The sequence below is a fragment of the Candidatus Krumholzibacteriia bacterium genome (genome assembly GCA_029865265.1).
GTDB lineage: Bacteria > Krumholzibacteriota > Krumholzibacteriia > WVZY01 > JAKEHA01 > JAKEHA01.
The window spans coordinates 1-15,809 of the sequence record JAOUHG010000015.1; the positions used below are offsets into that span (position 1 = coordinate 1).

At 65.6% G+C, this 15,809-nt stretch carries 13 protein-coding genes and 4 tRNA genes; 13 read left to right on the top strand and 4 right to left on the bottom strand.

What is annotated here, in order from left to right:
- Positions 1-126 precede the first annotated feature (126 nt).
- Together OEX18_08680 and OEX18_08685 are read left to right on the top strand one after the other, a co-directional pair.
- The gene (locus tag OEX18_08680) at positions 127-1,392 is read left to right on the top strand and encodes an ABC transporter permease (protein ID MDH4337334.1); all 1,266 of its coding nucleotides are present in this window, start codon (positions 127-129) and stop codon (positions 1,390-1,392) included.
- Between the two features lie 41 nt (positions 1,393-1,433).
- Positions 1,434-1,510, top strand: a tRNA-Pro gene (locus OEX18_08685).
- A gap of 193 nt (positions 1,511-1,703) precedes the next feature.
- Here OEX18_08685 and OEX18_08690 read toward each other — a convergent pair.
- Positions 1,704-3,152 (bottom strand): CHRD domain-containing protein, encoded by a 1,449-nt coding sequence (locus OEX18_08690; protein ID MDH4337335.1) that lies wholly within the window; start codon positions 3,150-3,152, stop codon positions 1,704-1,706.
- Between the two features lie 181 nt (positions 3,153-3,333).
- On the opposite strand from OEX18_08690, the gene OEX18_08695 reads away from it, so the two are divergent.
- Positions 3,334-5,274 carry an oligopeptide transporter, OPT family gene (locus tag OEX18_08695; GenBank protein ID MDH4337336.1) on the top strand — a complete coding sequence of 647 codons (1,941 nt, stop codon included), beginning with the start codon at positions 3,334-3,336 and terminating at the stop codon, positions 5,272-5,274.
- A 159-nt stretch (positions 5,275-5,433) separates the two neighbouring features.
- Positions 5,434-6,597, top strand: coding sequence for a hypothetical protein (locus OEX18_08700; protein MDH4337337.1), 1,164 nt, complete (start codon positions 5,434-5,436; stop codon positions 6,595-6,597).
- 86 nt (positions 6,598-6,683) lie between these two features.
- Here OEX18_08700 and OEX18_08705 read toward each other — a convergent pair whose 3' ends face one another.
- Complete coding sequence (locus OEX18_08705) at positions 6,684-7,280, bottom strand: hypothetical protein (protein ID MDH4337338.1); 597 nt, start codon at positions 7,278-7,280, stop codon at positions 6,684-6,686.
- Positions 7,281-7,449: 169 nt separating this feature from the next.
- On the opposite strand from OEX18_08705, the gene OEX18_08710 reads away from it, so the two are divergent.
- A tRNA-Arg gene (locus tag OEX18_08710) sits at positions 7,450-7,526 on the top strand.
- A gap of 21 nt (positions 7,527-7,547) precedes the next feature.
- Positions 7,548-8,231, top strand: a complete 684-nt coding sequence (locus tag OEX18_08715) for a sel1 repeat family protein (GenBank protein MDH4337339.1) — start codon at positions 7,548-7,550, stop codon at positions 8,229-8,231.
- 102 nt (positions 8,232-8,333) lie between these two features.
- On the opposite strand, the gene OEX18_08720 is transcribed toward OEX18_08715, so the two are convergent.
- Positions 8,334-8,909 carry an outer membrane beta-barrel protein gene (locus OEX18_08720; protein ID MDH4337340.1) on the bottom strand — a complete coding sequence of 192 codons (576 nt, stop codon included), beginning with the start codon at positions 8,907-8,909 and terminating at the stop codon, positions 8,334-8,336.
- 113 nt (positions 8,910-9,022) lie between these two features.
- The gene (locus tag OEX18_08725) at positions 9,023-11,392 is read right to left on the bottom strand and encodes a 6-pyruvoyl-tetrahydropterin synthase-related protein (GenBank protein MDH4337341.1); all 2,370 of its coding nucleotides are present in this window, start codon (positions 11,390-11,392) and stop codon (positions 9,023-9,025) included.
- Positions 11,393-11,597: 205 nt separating this feature from the next.
- On the opposite strand from OEX18_08725, the gene OEX18_08730 reads away from it, so the two are divergent.
- The 7 genes from OEX18_08730 to OEX18_08760 all read left to right on the top strand — a co-directional run bounded on the left by OEX18_08730 (position 11,598) and on the right by OEX18_08760 (position 15,776).
- Positions 11,598-12,089, top strand: a complete 492-nt coding sequence (locus tag OEX18_08730) for a transcription elongation factor GreA (protein MDH4337342.1) — start codon at positions 11,598-11,600, stop codon at positions 12,087-12,089.
- Between the two features lie 18 nt (positions 12,090-12,107).
- Entirely contained in the window at positions 12,108-12,935 is an 828-nt protein-coding gene (locus OEX18_08735) for a class I SAM-dependent methyltransferase (protein MDH4337343.1), read from the top strand.
- Between the two features lie 30 nt (positions 12,936-12,965).
- Positions 12,966-13,493: a dihydrofolate reductase family protein gene (locus OEX18_08740; GenBank protein ID MDH4337344.1), complete on the top strand. Its 528-nt coding sequence runs from the start codon at positions 12,966-12,968 to the stop codon at positions 13,491-13,493.
- A gap of 64 nt (positions 13,494-13,557) precedes the next feature.
- Positions 13,558-13,634 (top strand) — tRNA-His (locus OEX18_08745).
- Positions 13,635-13,772: 138 nt separating this feature from the next.
- Entirely contained in the window at positions 13,773-14,210 is a 438-nt protein-coding gene (locus tag OEX18_08750; protein MDH4337345.1) for a single-stranded DNA-binding protein, read from the top strand.
- Between the two features lie 16 nt (positions 14,211-14,226).
- Positions 14,227-14,302 (top strand) — tRNA-Lys (locus tag OEX18_08755).
- A 103-nt stretch (positions 14,303-14,405) separates the two neighbouring features.
- Positions 14,406-15,776 (top strand): choice-of-anchor J domain-containing protein, encoded by a 1,371-nt coding sequence (locus OEX18_08760; GenBank protein MDH4337346.1) that lies wholly within the window; start codon positions 14,406-14,408, stop codon positions 15,774-15,776.
- Positions 15,777-15,809: the final 33 nt, after the last annotated feature.

The window sequence follows — 15,809 nt, forward strand, 5'->3', positions numbered from 1 at the left end:
CCTGCGCGACGGTGCCGACCCGGACCGCGTGCTGGATGCGGCGCGCGCGCGCCTGCGGGTGACCCGCTACGAGCTGGCTGAGCCCTCCATCCACGACATCTTCATCGAACGCGTATCGGAGGTGTCGTGAAGGTCAAGTATATCATCCGGCGCGAGTACACCGAGAACGTGCGCCGCAAGAGTTTCATCATCAGCACGCTGCTGGTGCCGGTGCTCATGCTGGTGTTCTTCGTGGTGCCGGTGCTCTTTGCGCTGGTCGTGCCCGACAAGAGCTACCGGGTGGCGGTCCTGGACCAGACCGGGGAAGTGGGCGACGGGATTGCCGCCGCGCTCTCCGACACGCTCAAGGATGGCAGCGCCAAGTACCTGGTGGCGGCCATGTCCGTCCCCGGCGATGCCTTTGCCCAGGCGCGCGCCGCCCGCGTGGAGGCGCTGCGCACGGGTGAGTTGGACATCGTGATTGCCATTCCGGCCAGCATCTACGAAGACGGGAAAGCCACCTACATCACGCGCGAAGAACGCAACATGAACGTGCTGGAGCGGTTTCAGGAGATCATCACCGACGTGGTGATTCAACAGCGGTTGGCGGGAGAAGGGCTCGACTACGAGCGGGTGAAGTCGCTCACCGCCGGGATCGACCTGGACATGCAGCAGGTGACCGCACAGGGCGGCCTGGAGCAGAAGAGTTTCCTCGCCGACTACGGCATGGTGTTCATCTTCACCATGATCCTGTATACGTCGCTGCTGTCGTGGGGCATGACCATCTCCAAGAGCATCATCGAGGAGAAGGGTTCGCGCGTCATCGAGGTGCTCCTGAGCGCGGTGACGCCGCGCGACCTGATGTGGGGCAAGCTGATCGGCGTGGGGTTGGCGGGGCTCACCCAGCTTGGACTGTGGGCGCTGATGGGGATGGGTTTTGCGGGATTCGCCGCCTCGGGATCCGTGGCCATGCTCTCCTCGTTGCAGATCGCGCCCTCGGTGTTCGTCTATCTGATTGTATTCTTCCTGCTGGGCTTCATGCTGTTCTCCTCGTTGTTCATGACCGTGGGCTCGGTATGCACCACCGATCAGGACGCGCAGCAGTTGCAGGGGCTCATCACGCTGCCCATGATCGTTCCGATTCTGTGCCTGATGCTCCTGATCCAGAGCCCCAACAGCGGGTTGGCGGTGGTGTTGTCGATGATTCCGCTCTTCGCGCCCATGATCATGCTGGCGCGCATCATCCTGCTGGAGCCGCCGCTGTGGCAGATCCTGCTGAGCATGGCGCTCATCCTCGCGTCGGTGTACTTTACCATCGGCTTCGCGGCGCGCGTGTTCCGGGTGGGAATCCTCATGTACGGCAAGCGGCCCAGCCTGCGCGAGCTCGTCCACTGGTATCGCCTCGCGGGATGAATAGGCCGCGGACGGTCGGTATGCTAGAATGAGCGCCGGGTCGGGGCGTGGCGCAGTCCGGTAGCGCACCTGCTTTGGGAGCAGGGGGTCGGAGGTTCAAATCCTCTCGCCCCGACCACTTCTTACGAACAGAGCCCGCCTCCTGGCGGGCTCTGTTCGCAAGTTCCTGTCGCGCGTTGCCTTCTCGTGACTGAGAGCCCGTCTCCTGACGGGCTCTTTTCGCAAGTTCCTTCCGCGCGTTGCCTTCTCGTGACTGAGAGCCCGTCTCCTGGCGGGCTCTTTTCGCAAGTTCCTGTCGCGCGTTGCGTGTTCTACTTCAACAGCACCATGCGGTGCGTGGCTGTGAAGCCCGCCGTCGTCAGCCGGTAGAAGTACACGCCGCTCGCCACCGGTCTCCCGCCCGCGTCCACACCGTTCCAGACCGCCTCGCCGTAGCCCGCTTCGCGCGGTCCATCGATGAGTGTCGCCACGTGCGCGCCACTCACCGCGAACACGTCGAGCCGGACGTGCGCCGGTGCGGCCAGCGCGAAGGCGATGGTGGTGGCGGGATTGAACGGGTTGGGGTAGTTGCGCAGGAGCGCCGTCGCGCGCGGCGCGTCGTCCACCGCGGTGGTGCCGCACACAATGGGATTCATCTGTCCACGGATCTCGCCGCCCGGGAATGACGTGGTGTGCACGTTGACGTACAGCGCGCCCGCCTTGAGCGCGATTACGCGCGTCATGCTGAGTGGCGAGGCGTCGTCGTAGTCCCACTGTCCCGATTTGCTCATGCCGGTACCAATGTTGCGCACCACGCCGCCGCCCTCGCTGTCGCTGTGGATGTGTGCGCCCGTCTCACCCATGACGCCGCTGGTGGTCACATCGAAGGCGATGCGGTTGTGGGCGTGGCTCAGGTGGAAGTACCCCTGGCCGGTTGCAAGCGATCCCGTGCCCGCCTGCGTGCCGTCGAGGAATGCTGCGTAGCATTGCGGCTGGCAGCTGCCCGGGAAGATGTCGCCGTCGATTTCGCCGGTGGGGAAGGCGCTGGTGTGGATGTTGACGTACATCATTCCGGTCTTGAGGTTCTTGACCCGCGCGCCCGTGAGGGGTACCGCGTCGTTCCACTTCCAAACGCCGGACTTGGGCGAACCGGTGCCCAGGGTGCGAACGGCGGCACCGGCCTCGGCGCGGTTGTGGATGTGCGCGGCGGTCTCCGTGGCGGTGAGGCCGGAGAACTCGATCCAGTAGGCCAGCTCGGTCTCGGTGTGATTGAGCGCGAGCTTCGCGAACCCCGTCCCCGGCGTGCCGGTCATCTGGCCGTCGATGGACGCTTCGAAGCACTGCTCCTCGCAGGGCGCGGGGAGAATCTGCCCGCGAATCTCGCCCGCGGGGAAGTTGGCGCTGTGGATGTTGTGATACAGCAATCCCGCCCTGAGATCCGCCACGCGCGCGGGTGTCAGCGGCACCGTGTCGGCTGACGTCCATTCGCCAATCTTGGTGGCGCCGGTTCCCGTGTTCTTGAGCGCCGCACCGCCCTCGGCGTCGCTGTGGATGTGAGACGCCGTCTCGGTGCTCCCGAGTCCGGAGAAGGTGATCTTGTAGGTCAGCGCGGTTTCGTCGTCGTTGAGCAGAAAGTGGCCCACCCCGGTGCCCGGCGAAGGCGTGCCGGCCTGCGCGCCGTCGAGCAGGGCGACGAAACACATCTCAGCGCGAGAACTGGGAGCGGCGAACAGCAGACTGGCTGCGGCAAAAAGGCCCATTCCGATGCGGCGGTACGGCATGGCTGCCTCCTGGGGATGAGGGATGCGGGGGGACTTGCGTAGATGATAGGGGAACGTCGCGCCACCCGCAAGGCCGCGGGGGCTGCCAGTGAAACGGGCATCCGCATGTCGCCAATGGCCGTTTTTGGCCTTTTTTGTCACCCCGCGAGTGTGGATAATACGCGGAACCCCGGAGGAACCCATGGACAACGAGTTTCGACCGTACGTCCCTGCCTCGGTACTGGACATGGCGGAGACGAGTCTCCGCGCCATCATTCTCGGCAGCATCCTGTGCCTGCTCATGTGCGCGGCCAACGTGTACGTCGGCCTCTACGCCGGCATGACCGTCAGCGCCGCCATTCCCGCGTCCGTCATATCGATGGGCGTGCTGCGCGGCATGCTGCGGCGCGGAACCATTCTCGAGAACAACATTGTCCACACCGTGGCGAGTGCGGGCGAAGCGCTGGCGGCGGGCGTCATCTTCACCATCCCGGCCATCGTGCTGCTGGGCCTGTGGACGAACTTCAACTATCTGGAGACCACGATGATCGCGCTGGCCGGCGGCATCATCGGCGTCACCATGATGGTGCCGCTGCGGCGCGCCATGATCATCGAGCAGAAGGAGCTCAAGTTCCCGGAGGGTGTGGCCTGCGCCGAGGTGCTCAAGGCCGGCGACCGCGGTGGTGAGGAAATGAAGGGGATCTTCGGCGCGCTGGGGATCGGCGCCCTGTACAAGATCGGCGTGTCCGTGGTCGGGCTGTTCATGGGAACCGTGGAACGCGCGTTCGCATTCGGGCGCAGCGCCGCCTACGGTGGTATCGACAACTCACCCATGCTGATGGCGGTCGGCTTTCTGGTCGGGTTCGAGATCAGCGCGCTCATCGTGATCGGCGGCCTGATCAGCTTCTGGGTGGCGATCCCGATTCTGGTCGCCCAGGCCGGCGGCGTGACCGGTGATCCCACCGCTTTCGTGGGAGACATCTGGGACCAGAAAATCCGCTACTTCGGCATCGGCGCCATGGTGGTGGGCGGCGTGTACTCCATCATCAAGGTGGCGACCAGCATCCGCGCCGGCGTGGCCAGCGCCATCCACGGCCTGCGCCACGGCGAGCACCCGTCCACCATTCGCACCGAACAGAACATCACCGGCAAGTGGCTCGTGGGCCTCACCTTCGTGTGTGTGGCGCTGATGGCCGCGGTGTACCTGCGCATGACCGGCAGCGTCGGGGTGACCGCGGTGACCACGGTGTTGATGTTCTTTCTCGCGTTTTTCTTTGTGGCGGTGGCGGCCTACATCGTGGGGCTGGTGGGGTCGTCGAACAGCCCGACGTCGGGCATGACCATCTGCACGGTGCTGATTGCGGCGGGCATCATTCTCCTGTTCGGATTCACCGGCACGCGCGGCATGCTGGCCACGCTGGGCGTGGCGGGGGTGGTGTGCTGCGCCGCGTCGCTCTCCGGCGACATCTGCCAGGACTTGAAGATCAGCTACCTGCTGGGCGCGACACCGCGCCGGCAGCAGTGGTCGGCCATCTGGGGCACGGTGCTGGCGGCGTTCATCGTGGCACCGGTGATGACGCTGCTGCATTCGGCCTACGGCATCGGCGAGGCCGCGCGGGAGGGCGTGGCCCCCCTGGCGGCCCCGCAGGCGATGATGTTCAAGGGCCTCGTTGGGACCATCTTCAGCCACAGCGAGATGCCGTGGACGCTGCTGTTCCTGGGCGCGGGCGTGGGGATCCTTGCCATCGTCATCGACCGCATCTTCCTGGAGCCCCGCAACGCGTCGTTCCGGCTCTACGTGATGCCGCTGGCGGTGGGCATGTACCTGCCGCTCACCGTCACCACGCCGCTCCTGCTGGGTGGCATCGTGTACAAGATGGTCGAGAACAACTCGAAGAAGAAGAAGCTCTCGCCGGAGGCCAGCATGAACGCCATCCACCGCGGCTTCCTGTTTGCGTCCGGTCTGGTGGCGGGTGAGGCCATCATGGGCATCGTCATCGCCGGCCTGGTGGTGGCCAGGCTCGACATGCCGTTCATCAAGCCGTGGGCGTCGGACGGCATCATGCAACTGGTGTCGCTGGCGGCCCTGCTGTTCATGACCTGGATGCTGCTGCGCAAGTCGCTGGGGACGAAGAAGGCGTAGCGTTCGACCGACCATTTCTTCATGGGCGGTCACCCGCGGGTGGCCGCCCTTTTTTTGCTCGCGCGCTCCCGGGTGCGCGTGTTTTGCGGTGCCTCCATTTCGCCGCCGGTGTATACTTCGGCCTGGAGTTTGTCTTTCAAACAGCGAGGTGAAACCAGTATGAAAACCCTGCGGCATCTTGGCGGCGTGGCGCTGTTTGGCGTCGTGGTGGCGATGGTCCTTCTAGCCGCGGAAGTGACGTCATCGCAGGAACCCGACCGGGGGCCCGCGCAGGCTTCCATGCGGGGCGTGTTCGTGGTCCTGTCGAGTGTCTACGGTTACAGCCTGGATCAGGAGGCCTTTGCCGATCCCAGGAACGGCGAGGAAATACGCACCAAGCTGGAAGCCCTGGCCCGCAATGTCGACCAGGTCGAAGCGCACGGCGCGGGCCTGGACCCGAGTTTCGACTTCATGCGCGGGTCCCTGTCGCGGGACGCACATGAGGCGCTCTCGGAGTTCAAGGCCAAGAACTACATCGGGTCGCGTTTCATTCTGGGACAGATCACCGAGAACTGCGTCACCTGTCATACCAAGCTACCGGCCGACCGGCCGTTCGAGCCCGGCCGGGAGTTTCTCAATACCATCGACGTGGCGCAACTCCCCCCGCCCGCGCGCGCGAACCTGCAGGTCGCCGCGCGCCAGTTCTCGGACGCGATGACGACCTACGAGGAGGTCCTCAAGTCCCGGGAAGCGACCGCCGCGGACCTCTCGACGTTCGACGTCTTTGGCAACTATCTCAGAATCTCCATCGGGGCCCTGAGCGACACCAGGCGGCCCATCCAGGCGTTCAAGGAGTTTGTCCGCCGTACGGACATGCCCGACGCCCTCAAGGCGGACGTCCGCGCCTGGACGGCATCGCTGGAGACGCTGAAGCTGGACGTTCCCACCAGCAAGGAACTCGCGACCGGGCGGAACATGGTGACGCAGGCGCGGGCGAAGACGACGTCGTTTTCCGACCGTCAGCAGCTGGTGGAGTTCATCGCGTCCATCACGTTCCTGCACCGCTACCTGAGCTCGGATCCGGAGAGCGATGTGGACGTGGCCGAGGCCTACTACCTGCTGGGGGTTGCGGAGTCCTACGTTTCCCGCTCGTACTGGGTATCGGAGACCGAGTACCTCCTGGCCAAGGCGATACGCCTGGTCCCCAAATCGGGCGTTGCCAAAGACGCGCTCGCGTTTCTCGAGGGTTACCGGAGTTCGGCCTACAACGTCATACCGGCCCGGGAGCTCCCGCCGGAGTTGCAGACCAACATCGACGATCTCCGCAAGCTGACGGAACAGTAGTCCGTCACTGCCGCTACGAATGGAACGAAAACGGGCCGCTCCGGTATCCCCGGGGCGGCCCGCCTGTTTTTTCCTCGCGCGATAGCCTATTCCCAGATCGTCTTGATGTACACGGCGTAGTTGGCATACCCGCGGCAGTCGCCCGCGTTGCTCCACGTGGCGAACTTGTACACACCCACCGTGCGGCCGTCGTTGAGTTTGGTGTACGACTCGAAGTCACGGGCGCCCGAGCCCCATGTGTCGTAGTCGTGGCGGTCGAAGCGGTGGTTGGCGAACACATGCTGCGACATGCTGTTGACCCCGTTGCCGTCTGACTCGCGGATGAACGCCTCCACGCTGAACTCCGCGCCGGCCTTGCGCGGCATCTCAAAGGTGATCGGCGTCATCAGGTTGTCCGGCGCGCCCAGGGTCTCCCCGTCGTTCACCTGCATGAGGAACTCGGCCGAACGGCCCACCTCGTGGAAGATGCCGTCCTCGTACTTCTTGCTCACCACCAGGATGATGTAGAAGTCGCCGGGCCCGCCGGCGCCGCTCGGGTCGCAGTCGGTGATGGCGGTGAGGGAGGACATCTGAATCGTGATCTCGTCGGTGGTGGCAACCTTCTGCGGGATGGCCTGGGGCGCGACGGTATCGTCCCCGCAGCCGGCAACGAGCGCGCTCCCGACCATAAAAAGCGTTGTCATTAATATATTTACGTATTTCATTGCCTGCGACCTCCGGAACCGCCGGGAACGTGACGTGATTGCTGTCACCGGTAGACGCAGGGAAGCGGGCTGGAAGTGATCACGGAATCTGCGGCTAGGATGCCGGGGTCCGCCATGTTACATATGGAGTGATTGCGCCCATTTCGGCGACCCCGTAGCTCAGTTGGATAGAGCAACAGCCTTCTAAGCTGTGGGTCGAAGGTTCGAATCCTTCCGGGGTCGCCATTCACGCAGAAACGGAATGAAATGAAACCACTCAAAGCCGCAACGCTTGTTCTGGGCGCGTGCCTCTGCGTGTTCACGCCTCCTGTGGCATGGGCCCAGGCCGTGGAGAGTCCCGAGGCGGTTGCGCACTTCGAGGCCGGCGTCGCCGCGTACGAAGCCGACAACCTGCCGCTGGCCTACCAGGAATTCCTCGCGGCCGCCCGGGCAGGCCACGCCGATTCTCAATTCAATGTGGCGCTGATGTATGAGCGGGGCATTGGCGTTGAGAAGAACGAGAAGCAAGCGGTTGTGTGGTATGGCAAAGCCGCCGCGCAGGGGAACATGGCCGCGCAATACAATCTGGGGGTGCTCTACGAGAATGGTCGGGGCACCGCAGTTGATTTTTCCAAGGCCAACGCGTGGTACCGCAAGGCGTCGGTGCAGGGGGATGCGCTGGCCATCGGCAACCTGGGCATGCTGTATGTGCGCGGCCAGGGTGTGACGGAAAACAAGGTGGCCGGCGTGGCGCTGCTGCTGGTGTCCGCCACCATGGATCCTTCACCGGAAAACCATGCGAAGCGGAATATTTCCGCCACCCGCGGTCTGACCGCCGAGATGATCGCCGAGGCGCAGGCGCTCGCCGGGGAACTGAGCAGTGCCGAGAACCTGCTGGTGCCGCTCGATTCGTACTTGAAGAAGGCGGCGAACGGCGCGGAGAAGAAATAGCGGTTTTCAGGAATTCGGAACCGGCTCAGCGATTCAAGAAAAAACGCCCCGCGAGTGGTCGCGGGGCGTTTTCTGTTGAGCCTGCGAAGTGCTCGATCGTTCTTAGCGGCCGAACATGTAGACCGCGCCCACCATCACCGAGAACTGGCTCACGTCGCTGACCGCCGAGTACCACGCCTCGCCGAGGAAGGCAAACTGGCTGCCGCGGTCGATGCGCAGACCGCCGCCGAGGTCCAGGCCCAGCCTTACTTCCGTGTCGCTGGCGGACGTGCCCGGATAGGTGATGCCGCCAAACGAGAAGCCCGGCACGTCGACGTGCGCGTTGACGATGTGCAGTCCCAGCCCTGCGCCCGCGAAGGGCTGCATGGAGGGATTGGACGTGGTGAACATGTACTTGGCCTTGCTGCCAAATGAGAAGTCCTTCACGCCCACCTCCGCGCCGAATTCACTCTCGGTCTGCGACCAGTAGCCGGCGTAGCTCTCCAGAGCAACGTTGGGATGGACGGTGCCGAGATCGGCGACGAGCCCGAAGCCCAGCGTCGAGCTGATGTCCTCGGGGTTGACAACCCCGGCCTTCAGGCCGATACCGCGCAGCGCGAGGTTGGCCTCGGCCGACGCGTTGGTGGCGATTGCCGTGCAGATTGCGACGGCCGCCAGAAGCGCGCTAAGTCGTTTCATTTCATAGCCTCCGCTTGAAGAATCGATTCTCACCGGTGTTTGCGAACGGGTTACGGAGCGGGATTGCAAGAGGCGCACCACCCGGGCAGGCAGGGGACGGCGTGCGGGGCGGTTCAGAATCCGCGGGGGCGTCCGGCCAGGGCGACCGAGGCCAGGATCAGCAGCACGCCGCCGGCGCCCGCGACGAGCGAGCGCCACCGCCACGGCGAGGTGGGTGTCAGAACGAGGGTGTGCTGGCCGGGTTGCACGGCGACGACGATGGCACCGAGTGCGGAACGCAGCGGCGTCACCGCTTCGCCGTCCAGCGTGACGCGCAGGGAGGGATACCAGGAGAACGCAACGCGCAGGTAGCCCGGCTCGTGCGTCCGGCAGCCAATGGCGACGCGGCGCAGATCGACGTCGTAGCCGGTGACCTCGACACCGTTCAGCAGGGAGTCGCCGGTCGCGGTTGTGATCGACGCCGGGTCGTCGATCACCGGCACCGGTGTATGATCCGCGCCGGTGTCTTCGTCGGCCACGAGGATCACGCGCGCAACCGAACGCACGGGGTCGATTCCCATGGCCCCCACCCACGGCGTGATGCGGGCGAGGTAACACTCGCGGTCCCGATCGCTCGCGGTATGGCCCAGCTCCAGGCTCGGGTGTTGCAGGGCGTAGAGCGAATCGTCGCGCGCCACCGCGAGCCGTCGCGAGAAGAGCAGCGGCGACGCGTGCTCGATCGTCGTGTGGAGCGCGCGTTCATTCGCCGGCGGCGTGGAAAAACGGTCTCGCGAATGGCTCACCAGCGCACCGACATCCCACAGATAGAGAAGGTCGCTCACCAGGTCGGGATCCACCCCCGGCGTGTTCAGGGCATCGACCAGCGCGTTGATGCTGGCGAGCGATTGGGGTGCCCCCTGCGGAAAGAAACCGGTGGGAACGATCAGGTCTGTGTCAGCGTACGCGCCCCAGTGGGCGAAGTGCGTTCCCGCGTCGGACTGAAAGCCGACCAGCGTGCGCTGCGGGGCCACCTCGCGCGCCACCGCGCGCAACCCGTCGCGGAGCCAGCCGCGGTCGCTGCGGTAGGGCGACTGGACCGTGGTCGGGCCCAGGTCCAGGAGCAGGACGCAGAGCAGCAGCAGGGTGAAACGGGGAGAACGGTTCCGGGCGCCCCACACAGCCACTCCGCCCGCCGCGAGCGCGATCCACGGCAGTGCCAGGTTGGTCAGGCGGCCGCTTCCGGCGGCACAGAGAAGGGCAAACACCGCCACCACCACCACCGGGCGGCGCACCAGGGAAGCCGGGTCCGGGTTGCGCGCAAACGCGTGTGACGCGCCGGCGGCGGCGAACGCGATCACCGAGATTCCAAGGTACGCCGCCGTCCAGCCCGTCCACGTATTGCGCCACACGAGGATGTCGCGCAGGAAGGACATGTCCGGCACGGCCGGGAGCGCCAGCGGAAACCCGGCCGAAAGGTGCACCCAATTGCCTTCCAGAAACACGCGCGCGATGGGCCCGCCGCACAAAAGCAGTCCGCCCAGCAGGGCAAGGGCAACGGGTGCCAGCACCGCCGGGGACGGCCGCACCGCCCGCGCCAGCAGGAGGCGCGCGATCACGTAGGCGGCCACCAGCTCCAGCGCGAACGCCGCGTAGCCGTGGTGCGTGTTGATGAGCGCGGCAACCGACAGCGCCAGCAGAAGCACCCATCGTTTCGCGTACGCGCGCAGCGCGTTCTCGAGCGCCCACAGAACCACCGGGAACAGGAAGTACACCAGCGCCACCGGCAACGCGCCGGCCCACACCACCGTGTGCGTGTGCTGGAACGAGAGCACGTAGGCGAGTGCGGCGATCATGGCGCCGCGGCGTTCCAGGCCGGTGTTTCGTGCCCACGCATACATGGGGAACGCAGACCCGGCGTGGAGCAGAAACAGGATGCCCTTGGTGGTCCAGGCCAGGTTTCCAAACACCGCCACCAGCGCGCCGGTGACGATGAAGAAGGTTGAGCCGTAGAACTGCAGCAGGGGGAAACCGGCGTAGGTCAGGAACGACCACGATGGCCATTGCCCCTGCGACAGTGAACGCGCGGATGTCCAGACGCGCGTGATGTGCGCGGTGCTGTCGCCGAGCGCGAACTCGCCCGGTGCCAGGTAGAAACGGCAGGCAACGGCGGCGAGCAGCGCAATGAAAACGAGCGTGTCGCGATTGCTGGCGAGTATCTGCTGCAGGTCGGCCGATACGCGCCGGGTACGGACTTCGGCGACCGCCAGCAGCAGAACGGTTGCGAGCAGCAGTCCCGCCAACAGCCAGTCGGTGACGTGCAGCGCGGGCAGTGTCCCCCATGCCCGTTGTGCAAGTCCGGGCTGGTACGTGCCCGAGGCCGGATCTGCAATCAGCGCGCCCTTGAGGCGCTCGAGGGTGGTGTTCTGGAGCGCGGTAAGGATGGCGCCACCGGCCAGCACGGCCAGCACGAGGATCGAGCGGTGCATCTGGAGGGGGCGTGTCATCGGGAAGTGACAATGATGCCTCGGGGAACGGGCTGTCAATCGCAGCCCAGCGGCGGCCATTCCCGGGTTTGGCGACGGCCGGGCGGCGTGTTATCATGCGGACCGCGGCCCCGCCGCCTGGCTGCCCGGGACGGCAGCCCGATTTGCTTCGGGGTCGCGTTTCATTCCCCCGCCGCGGGCGGGAGCCAAAACACGGAAGGTTCGCATGGCGCAGTTCTATTTCACCGAGAAGGGCTACCACAAACTCAAGAGCGAGATCGAGCGGCTGGACAAGCTGCTCAAGAACGACATCGCCAGGGAGATTGCGACGGCCGCGGCCCACGGTGACCTCAAGGAGAACGGCGAGTACCACGCCGCCAAGGAGAAGCAGTCGCACACCGCCACCCGCCTGCGCCAGCTGCAGGAGCGCTTCAGCGGAGCCAACGTGGTGCGCAAGGACGAACTCCTCCCGGAGGAGTCGGTGACCTTCGGCAAGAGAATCAAAATCCGCGACGTCAATACCGGCCGCGAGCGCGAGTGCACCATTCTGGGCGACGGCGAGACCGACATCGAAGCCGGTATCATCGCCTACAACTCGCCGCTGGCCAGCGCCCTGATCGGCCACGCCCGGGGGGAGCAGGTGGACGTGACGCTTCCCGCCGGGCAGCGCCGCTACGAAATCCTGGAGTGCAGTTTCTCGGACGACTTCCGCGAGTAAGCGCGGTACCATCGCGCCATGGCAGACGCCGTTCGCCCGCCCGAAAACCTCCGCCGCCACTACGAAACCGAGAAGGCGCTGGCCGACCGGCTGCGCCGTTCCTCGTCGCGCGACGAGCGCGCCCGCATCTATGCCACCATGTACGAAGAGTTGTTCGCCGCGGTGCCCGATCACCCGCGCCTCACCCGCAGGCACGACCCCGCGCGCGTCGCCGCCCGCAACGCCAATCTGCTGGCGCTGGTGAGGCCGTTTCTTCGCCCCGGCGCGCGCGTGCTCGATGTGGGCGCGGGGGACTGCACGTTTGCGTCGTTGCTGGCGCAACACGCCGGGGCGGTGTACGCGCTGGAGATCTCCGCCGACGGGGTGGCGATGCCGGATCTGCCCGCCAACGCAACCCTGGTGCTCTACAACGGGTTCGATCTCCCCTTCGCGGCCGGCACGCTGGATGTGGCCTTCAGCGACCAGCTCGTGGAACACCTGCACCTCGACGACCAGCGCCTGCATTTCCGGTCCATCGCCGAGGCCCTCGCGCCGGGCGGCGTGTACGTGTTCCGTACGCCCCACCGTCTCACCGGGCCGCACGACGTTTCCAAGCACTTCACCAGCGGCGAACCGGAAGGATTCCACATCAAGGAGTGGACCTACCACGAGCTGGGCGACGAACTGCTGCGAGACGGGTTCGCCGCGGTTTCGGCGGTGTGGAACCCGCGCCGGCGCGTGGTGCCAACCCCCATCGGCGTCATGACGGGACTGGAACGCGTGTTCGGGGCGCTGCCGAAGTCGTTGCGCCAGACGTGGTCGCGGGTGCCGTTTCCGAGCATCGTGGTGGTCGCGGGCAAGCGTTAGCGCGCCATCGCATCTACCAGAGGAAGACCCATGCGCGACGTCACCTATTTTGTTGCCGCCAGCCTGGACGGCTTCATCGCCCGTCTCGACGAGTCCATCAACTGGCTCTTCATGGACGACGACTACGGCTTCGACGAGTTCTACCGCAGCGTGGATACCGTCGTGATGGGGCGGCGCACCTTCGAGATCTCGCTCAACTTCATCGAATACCCGTACGCCGGCAAGCGCGCGCACGTGTTCTCGCGCACGCTTCAATCGTCCCCCCACCCCGATGCCGAAGTAACCCGCGAGGACCCGGCGCGCGTGGTCAAGAAGCTGAAGTCCCAGCCCGGCGGGCGCATCTGGGTGGTGGGCGGTGGCGGGGTGGCCTCGGCGCTCATGCAGGCGGGGCTTATCGACGAACTGGTGGTCACCATCCACCCCATCACCCTGGGTCAGGGGGTGCCGCTCTTCGAACGCCACGGCACCGAGCAGCGCTGGGCACTGTACGCGTCCCGGGTTTTCCACAACGGCCTCCTCCAGGCCACCTGGCGGCGCACCCCGCGGGAAGCCGCCTAGGACCGCCATTGCGCCTCCTTGACACCCGCCAACGGGCGCATTACCATGCTGTTCCGGCCTTGTGGTGGGTGTAGCTCAGCTGGTTAGAGCCCCGGATTGTGGATCCGGTTGTCGTGGGTTCAAGTCCCATCATCCACCCCATTTCTTTCTCGGAGCAGGCGCAAGGGCAACCACGGTTCCGGCCCACTTGACCGGCCCGGGCGCATCCGCTATAACAGAGGGCCGGGTGGGGGCTAGTCCCGCCCGGAACTGTTTTGGTTTCAACCTGGGAGGTATGTGATGAGCGGGGTGAACAAGGTCATCATCATCGGCAATCTCGGCGCCGACCCGACGGTGCGCTACACCGCGGGCGGAGCGCCGGTTGCGAACTTCAACGTCGCCACCTCGGAGCGTTTCAACAACAAGGCGGGCGAGCGCGAGGAGCGCACCGAATGGCACCGCGTGGTTGCGTTCGGCAAGCTCGCGGAGATCTGCGAGAAGTACCTCAAGAAGGGCAAGCAGGTCTACGTGGAGGGCCGCCTGCAGACGCGCTCCTGGGACGACCCGTCGGGGCAGAAGAAGTACATGACCGAGATCGTCGCCAACAACATGCAGATGCTGGGGCGTGTGGGCGAAACCGGTGGCGCCGACTACTCCCAGGACTACGGCAACAACAACGAGCCGGCGCCGCAGGGCGCGGGTTCGGGCGGCACCGAGGACGACGACCTGCCGTTCTAAGCCCTCCCACAGAATCGCGTCGCTAGCTCAACTGGTAGAGCATCTGACTCTTAATCAGGTGGTTCGGGGTTCGAGTCCCTGGCGACGCACCACTGCAGCGGCCCGCATCGAAAGGTGCGGGCCGTTCTTTTCTTCGGGGCCTGCCTTGAAGCCATGAAGCTGGCCGGGATTATGCTCCTACCCGGGAACGTTACCATGAGGGCCCTCCTTGCATTTCTGCTGGTGCTGTTCGGCGCCGGTTTCGTACTTGCCGCTCCGTCGCTCGATGAGGGGTTCGAGGGCGCGACCTTCCCCCCGCCGGGATGGACGACAGTGACCGCCGGCCTGCCGGTTCCGCACGCGTGGCACCGGACCACCGACCCGGCTTATCGGGGCAGCGGGCGGGCCTCGGCCTACGTTGGTTCCGGTTCACCGGGTCCCATCGACGAATGGCTCATCACCCCCGTCGTCATGCTCACGGCGGGCGATAGGACGCTGAAATTCTCCTGGTCCGGGAATACACACTGGTCAAGCGCCCTCGATGCGTCGCTGAACATCCGCGCAGCGGGAACAACGGACTGGATGCCGCTCTGGTCCATCACCGGCAACGAGTCGCCGGCGGATCCGTTCGTGTACCGGGAGCGCTTCGTCGATCTGTCGGCGTGGACGGGCCAGCGCGTGCAGTTCGGGTGTCGGGTGGTGGGCACGAACGGCGCCAGCTTCGGGCTGGACGACGTGGCGGTCGGAGACTTCGCGCCCGCCGGCGAACTTCTGTTCCCGGTGAACACACCGTGCGCGCCGGTGTCCGGTCACCCGAATCCATGGCGCGTCGTGGCGGTCCGGGAGCCGTGGGCCGATGACGTCCCCTTCGAAACCAGGACCCCTTCTCTCCGGACACCGACGGACCGCAACTACGCACCCGGGCCGGACTCGCTGGTGGCGCGCGTCGTCATCGTCCAGAACAAAGGATACGTCGAGATCGAGAATCCCGCGACCGGCCGGTCCGAGCGGCTTCTCGGCACGTACGGTTCACTCCCGCGATGGTCGCCGGACGGTCGGTACATAACCTGTGTCGTATGGAAGTCAACGCGCGAACCCCACCAGCTTGCCGTGGTGGATGTTGCGACCCGGGCCGAGATACCGGTCGGCATCCGCGCGTCGGGGACGGAGACGAAATGGTCTCCAGACTCCCGAATGATCGCGGTATCCGGCATGTTATACACCAGTCCCCGGTACGTACTGTACGCGGTTTCTATTCCCGAAGGCACCGTTACCGTTGTGGACTCGCTCGACGAGTTCGCGAGCCACGAGTTCTCGTGGAGCCCCGATAGCCGCTGGATCGCGTTCTCGCGTCCCACACGCGCCGATGGCCACTATGGAACCACCGCGGCCGATCTGTGGATCGCGGACGCCACAACGGGGGAGTCGTGGTGCATCCTCCGTGCGCCCGAGTGGGTCGAGTCGGATCCGCTGTGGATCACGAACCGGTCCCTTCAGGTCAACCGCGTCCGCTGGATTGACGAAGGCCCCAACCAGGAGCAGCGCGTGGTGGTGGAGCTGATGTACGCGGGGGACTCGCGCCGCTAGCAGACGCCGCCGTGCGGGCGCAGATGCCAACCC

Excerpts from the sequence above, each read along its gene's own strand:
- OEX18_08690 (MDH4337335.1), bottom strand. The coding sequence starts at position 3,152 with ATGCCGTACCGCCGCATCGGAATGGGCCTTTTTGCCGCAGCCAGTCTG.
- OEX18_08695 (MDH4337336.1), top strand. The coding sequence starts at position 3,334 with ATGGACAACGAGTTTCGACCGTACGTCCCTGCCTCGGTACTGGACATG.
- OEX18_08700 (MDH4337337.1), top strand. The coding sequence starts at position 5,434 with ATGAAAACCCTGCGGCATCTTGGCGGCGTGGCGCTGTTTGGCGTCGTG.
- OEX18_08705 (MDH4337338.1), bottom strand. The coding sequence starts at position 7,280 with ATGACAACGCTTTTTATGGTCGGGAGCGCGCTCGTTGCCGGCTGCGGG.
- OEX18_08715 (MDH4337339.1), top strand. The coding sequence starts at position 7,548 with ATGAAACCACTCAAAGCCGCAACGCTTGTTCTGGGCGCGTGCCTCTGC.
- OEX18_08720 (MDH4337340.1), bottom strand. The coding sequence starts at position 8,909 with ATGAAACGACTTAGCGCGCTTCTGGCGGCCGTCGCAATCTGCACGGCA.
- OEX18_08725 (MDH4337341.1), bottom strand. The coding sequence starts at position 11,392 with ATGACACGCCCCCTCCAGATGCACCGCTCGATCCTCGTGCTGGCCGTG.
- OEX18_08730 (MDH4337342.1), top strand. The coding sequence starts at position 11,598 with ATGGCGCAGTTCTATTTCACCGAGAAGGGCTACCACAAACTCAAGAGC.
- OEX18_08735 (MDH4337343.1), top strand. The coding sequence starts at position 12,108 with ATGGCAGACGCCGTTCGCCCGCCCGAAAACCTCCGCCGCCACTACGAA.
- OEX18_08740 (MDH4337344.1), top strand. The coding sequence starts at position 12,966 with ATGCGCGACGTCACCTATTTTGTTGCCGCCAGCCTGGACGGCTTCATC.
- OEX18_08750 (MDH4337345.1), top strand. The coding sequence starts at position 13,773 with ATGAGCGGGGTGAACAAGGTCATCATCATCGGCAATCTCGGCGCCGAC.
- OEX18_08760 (MDH4337346.1), top strand. The coding sequence starts at position 14,406 with ATGAGGGCCCTCCTTGCATTTCTGCTGGTGCTGTTCGGCGCCGGTTTC.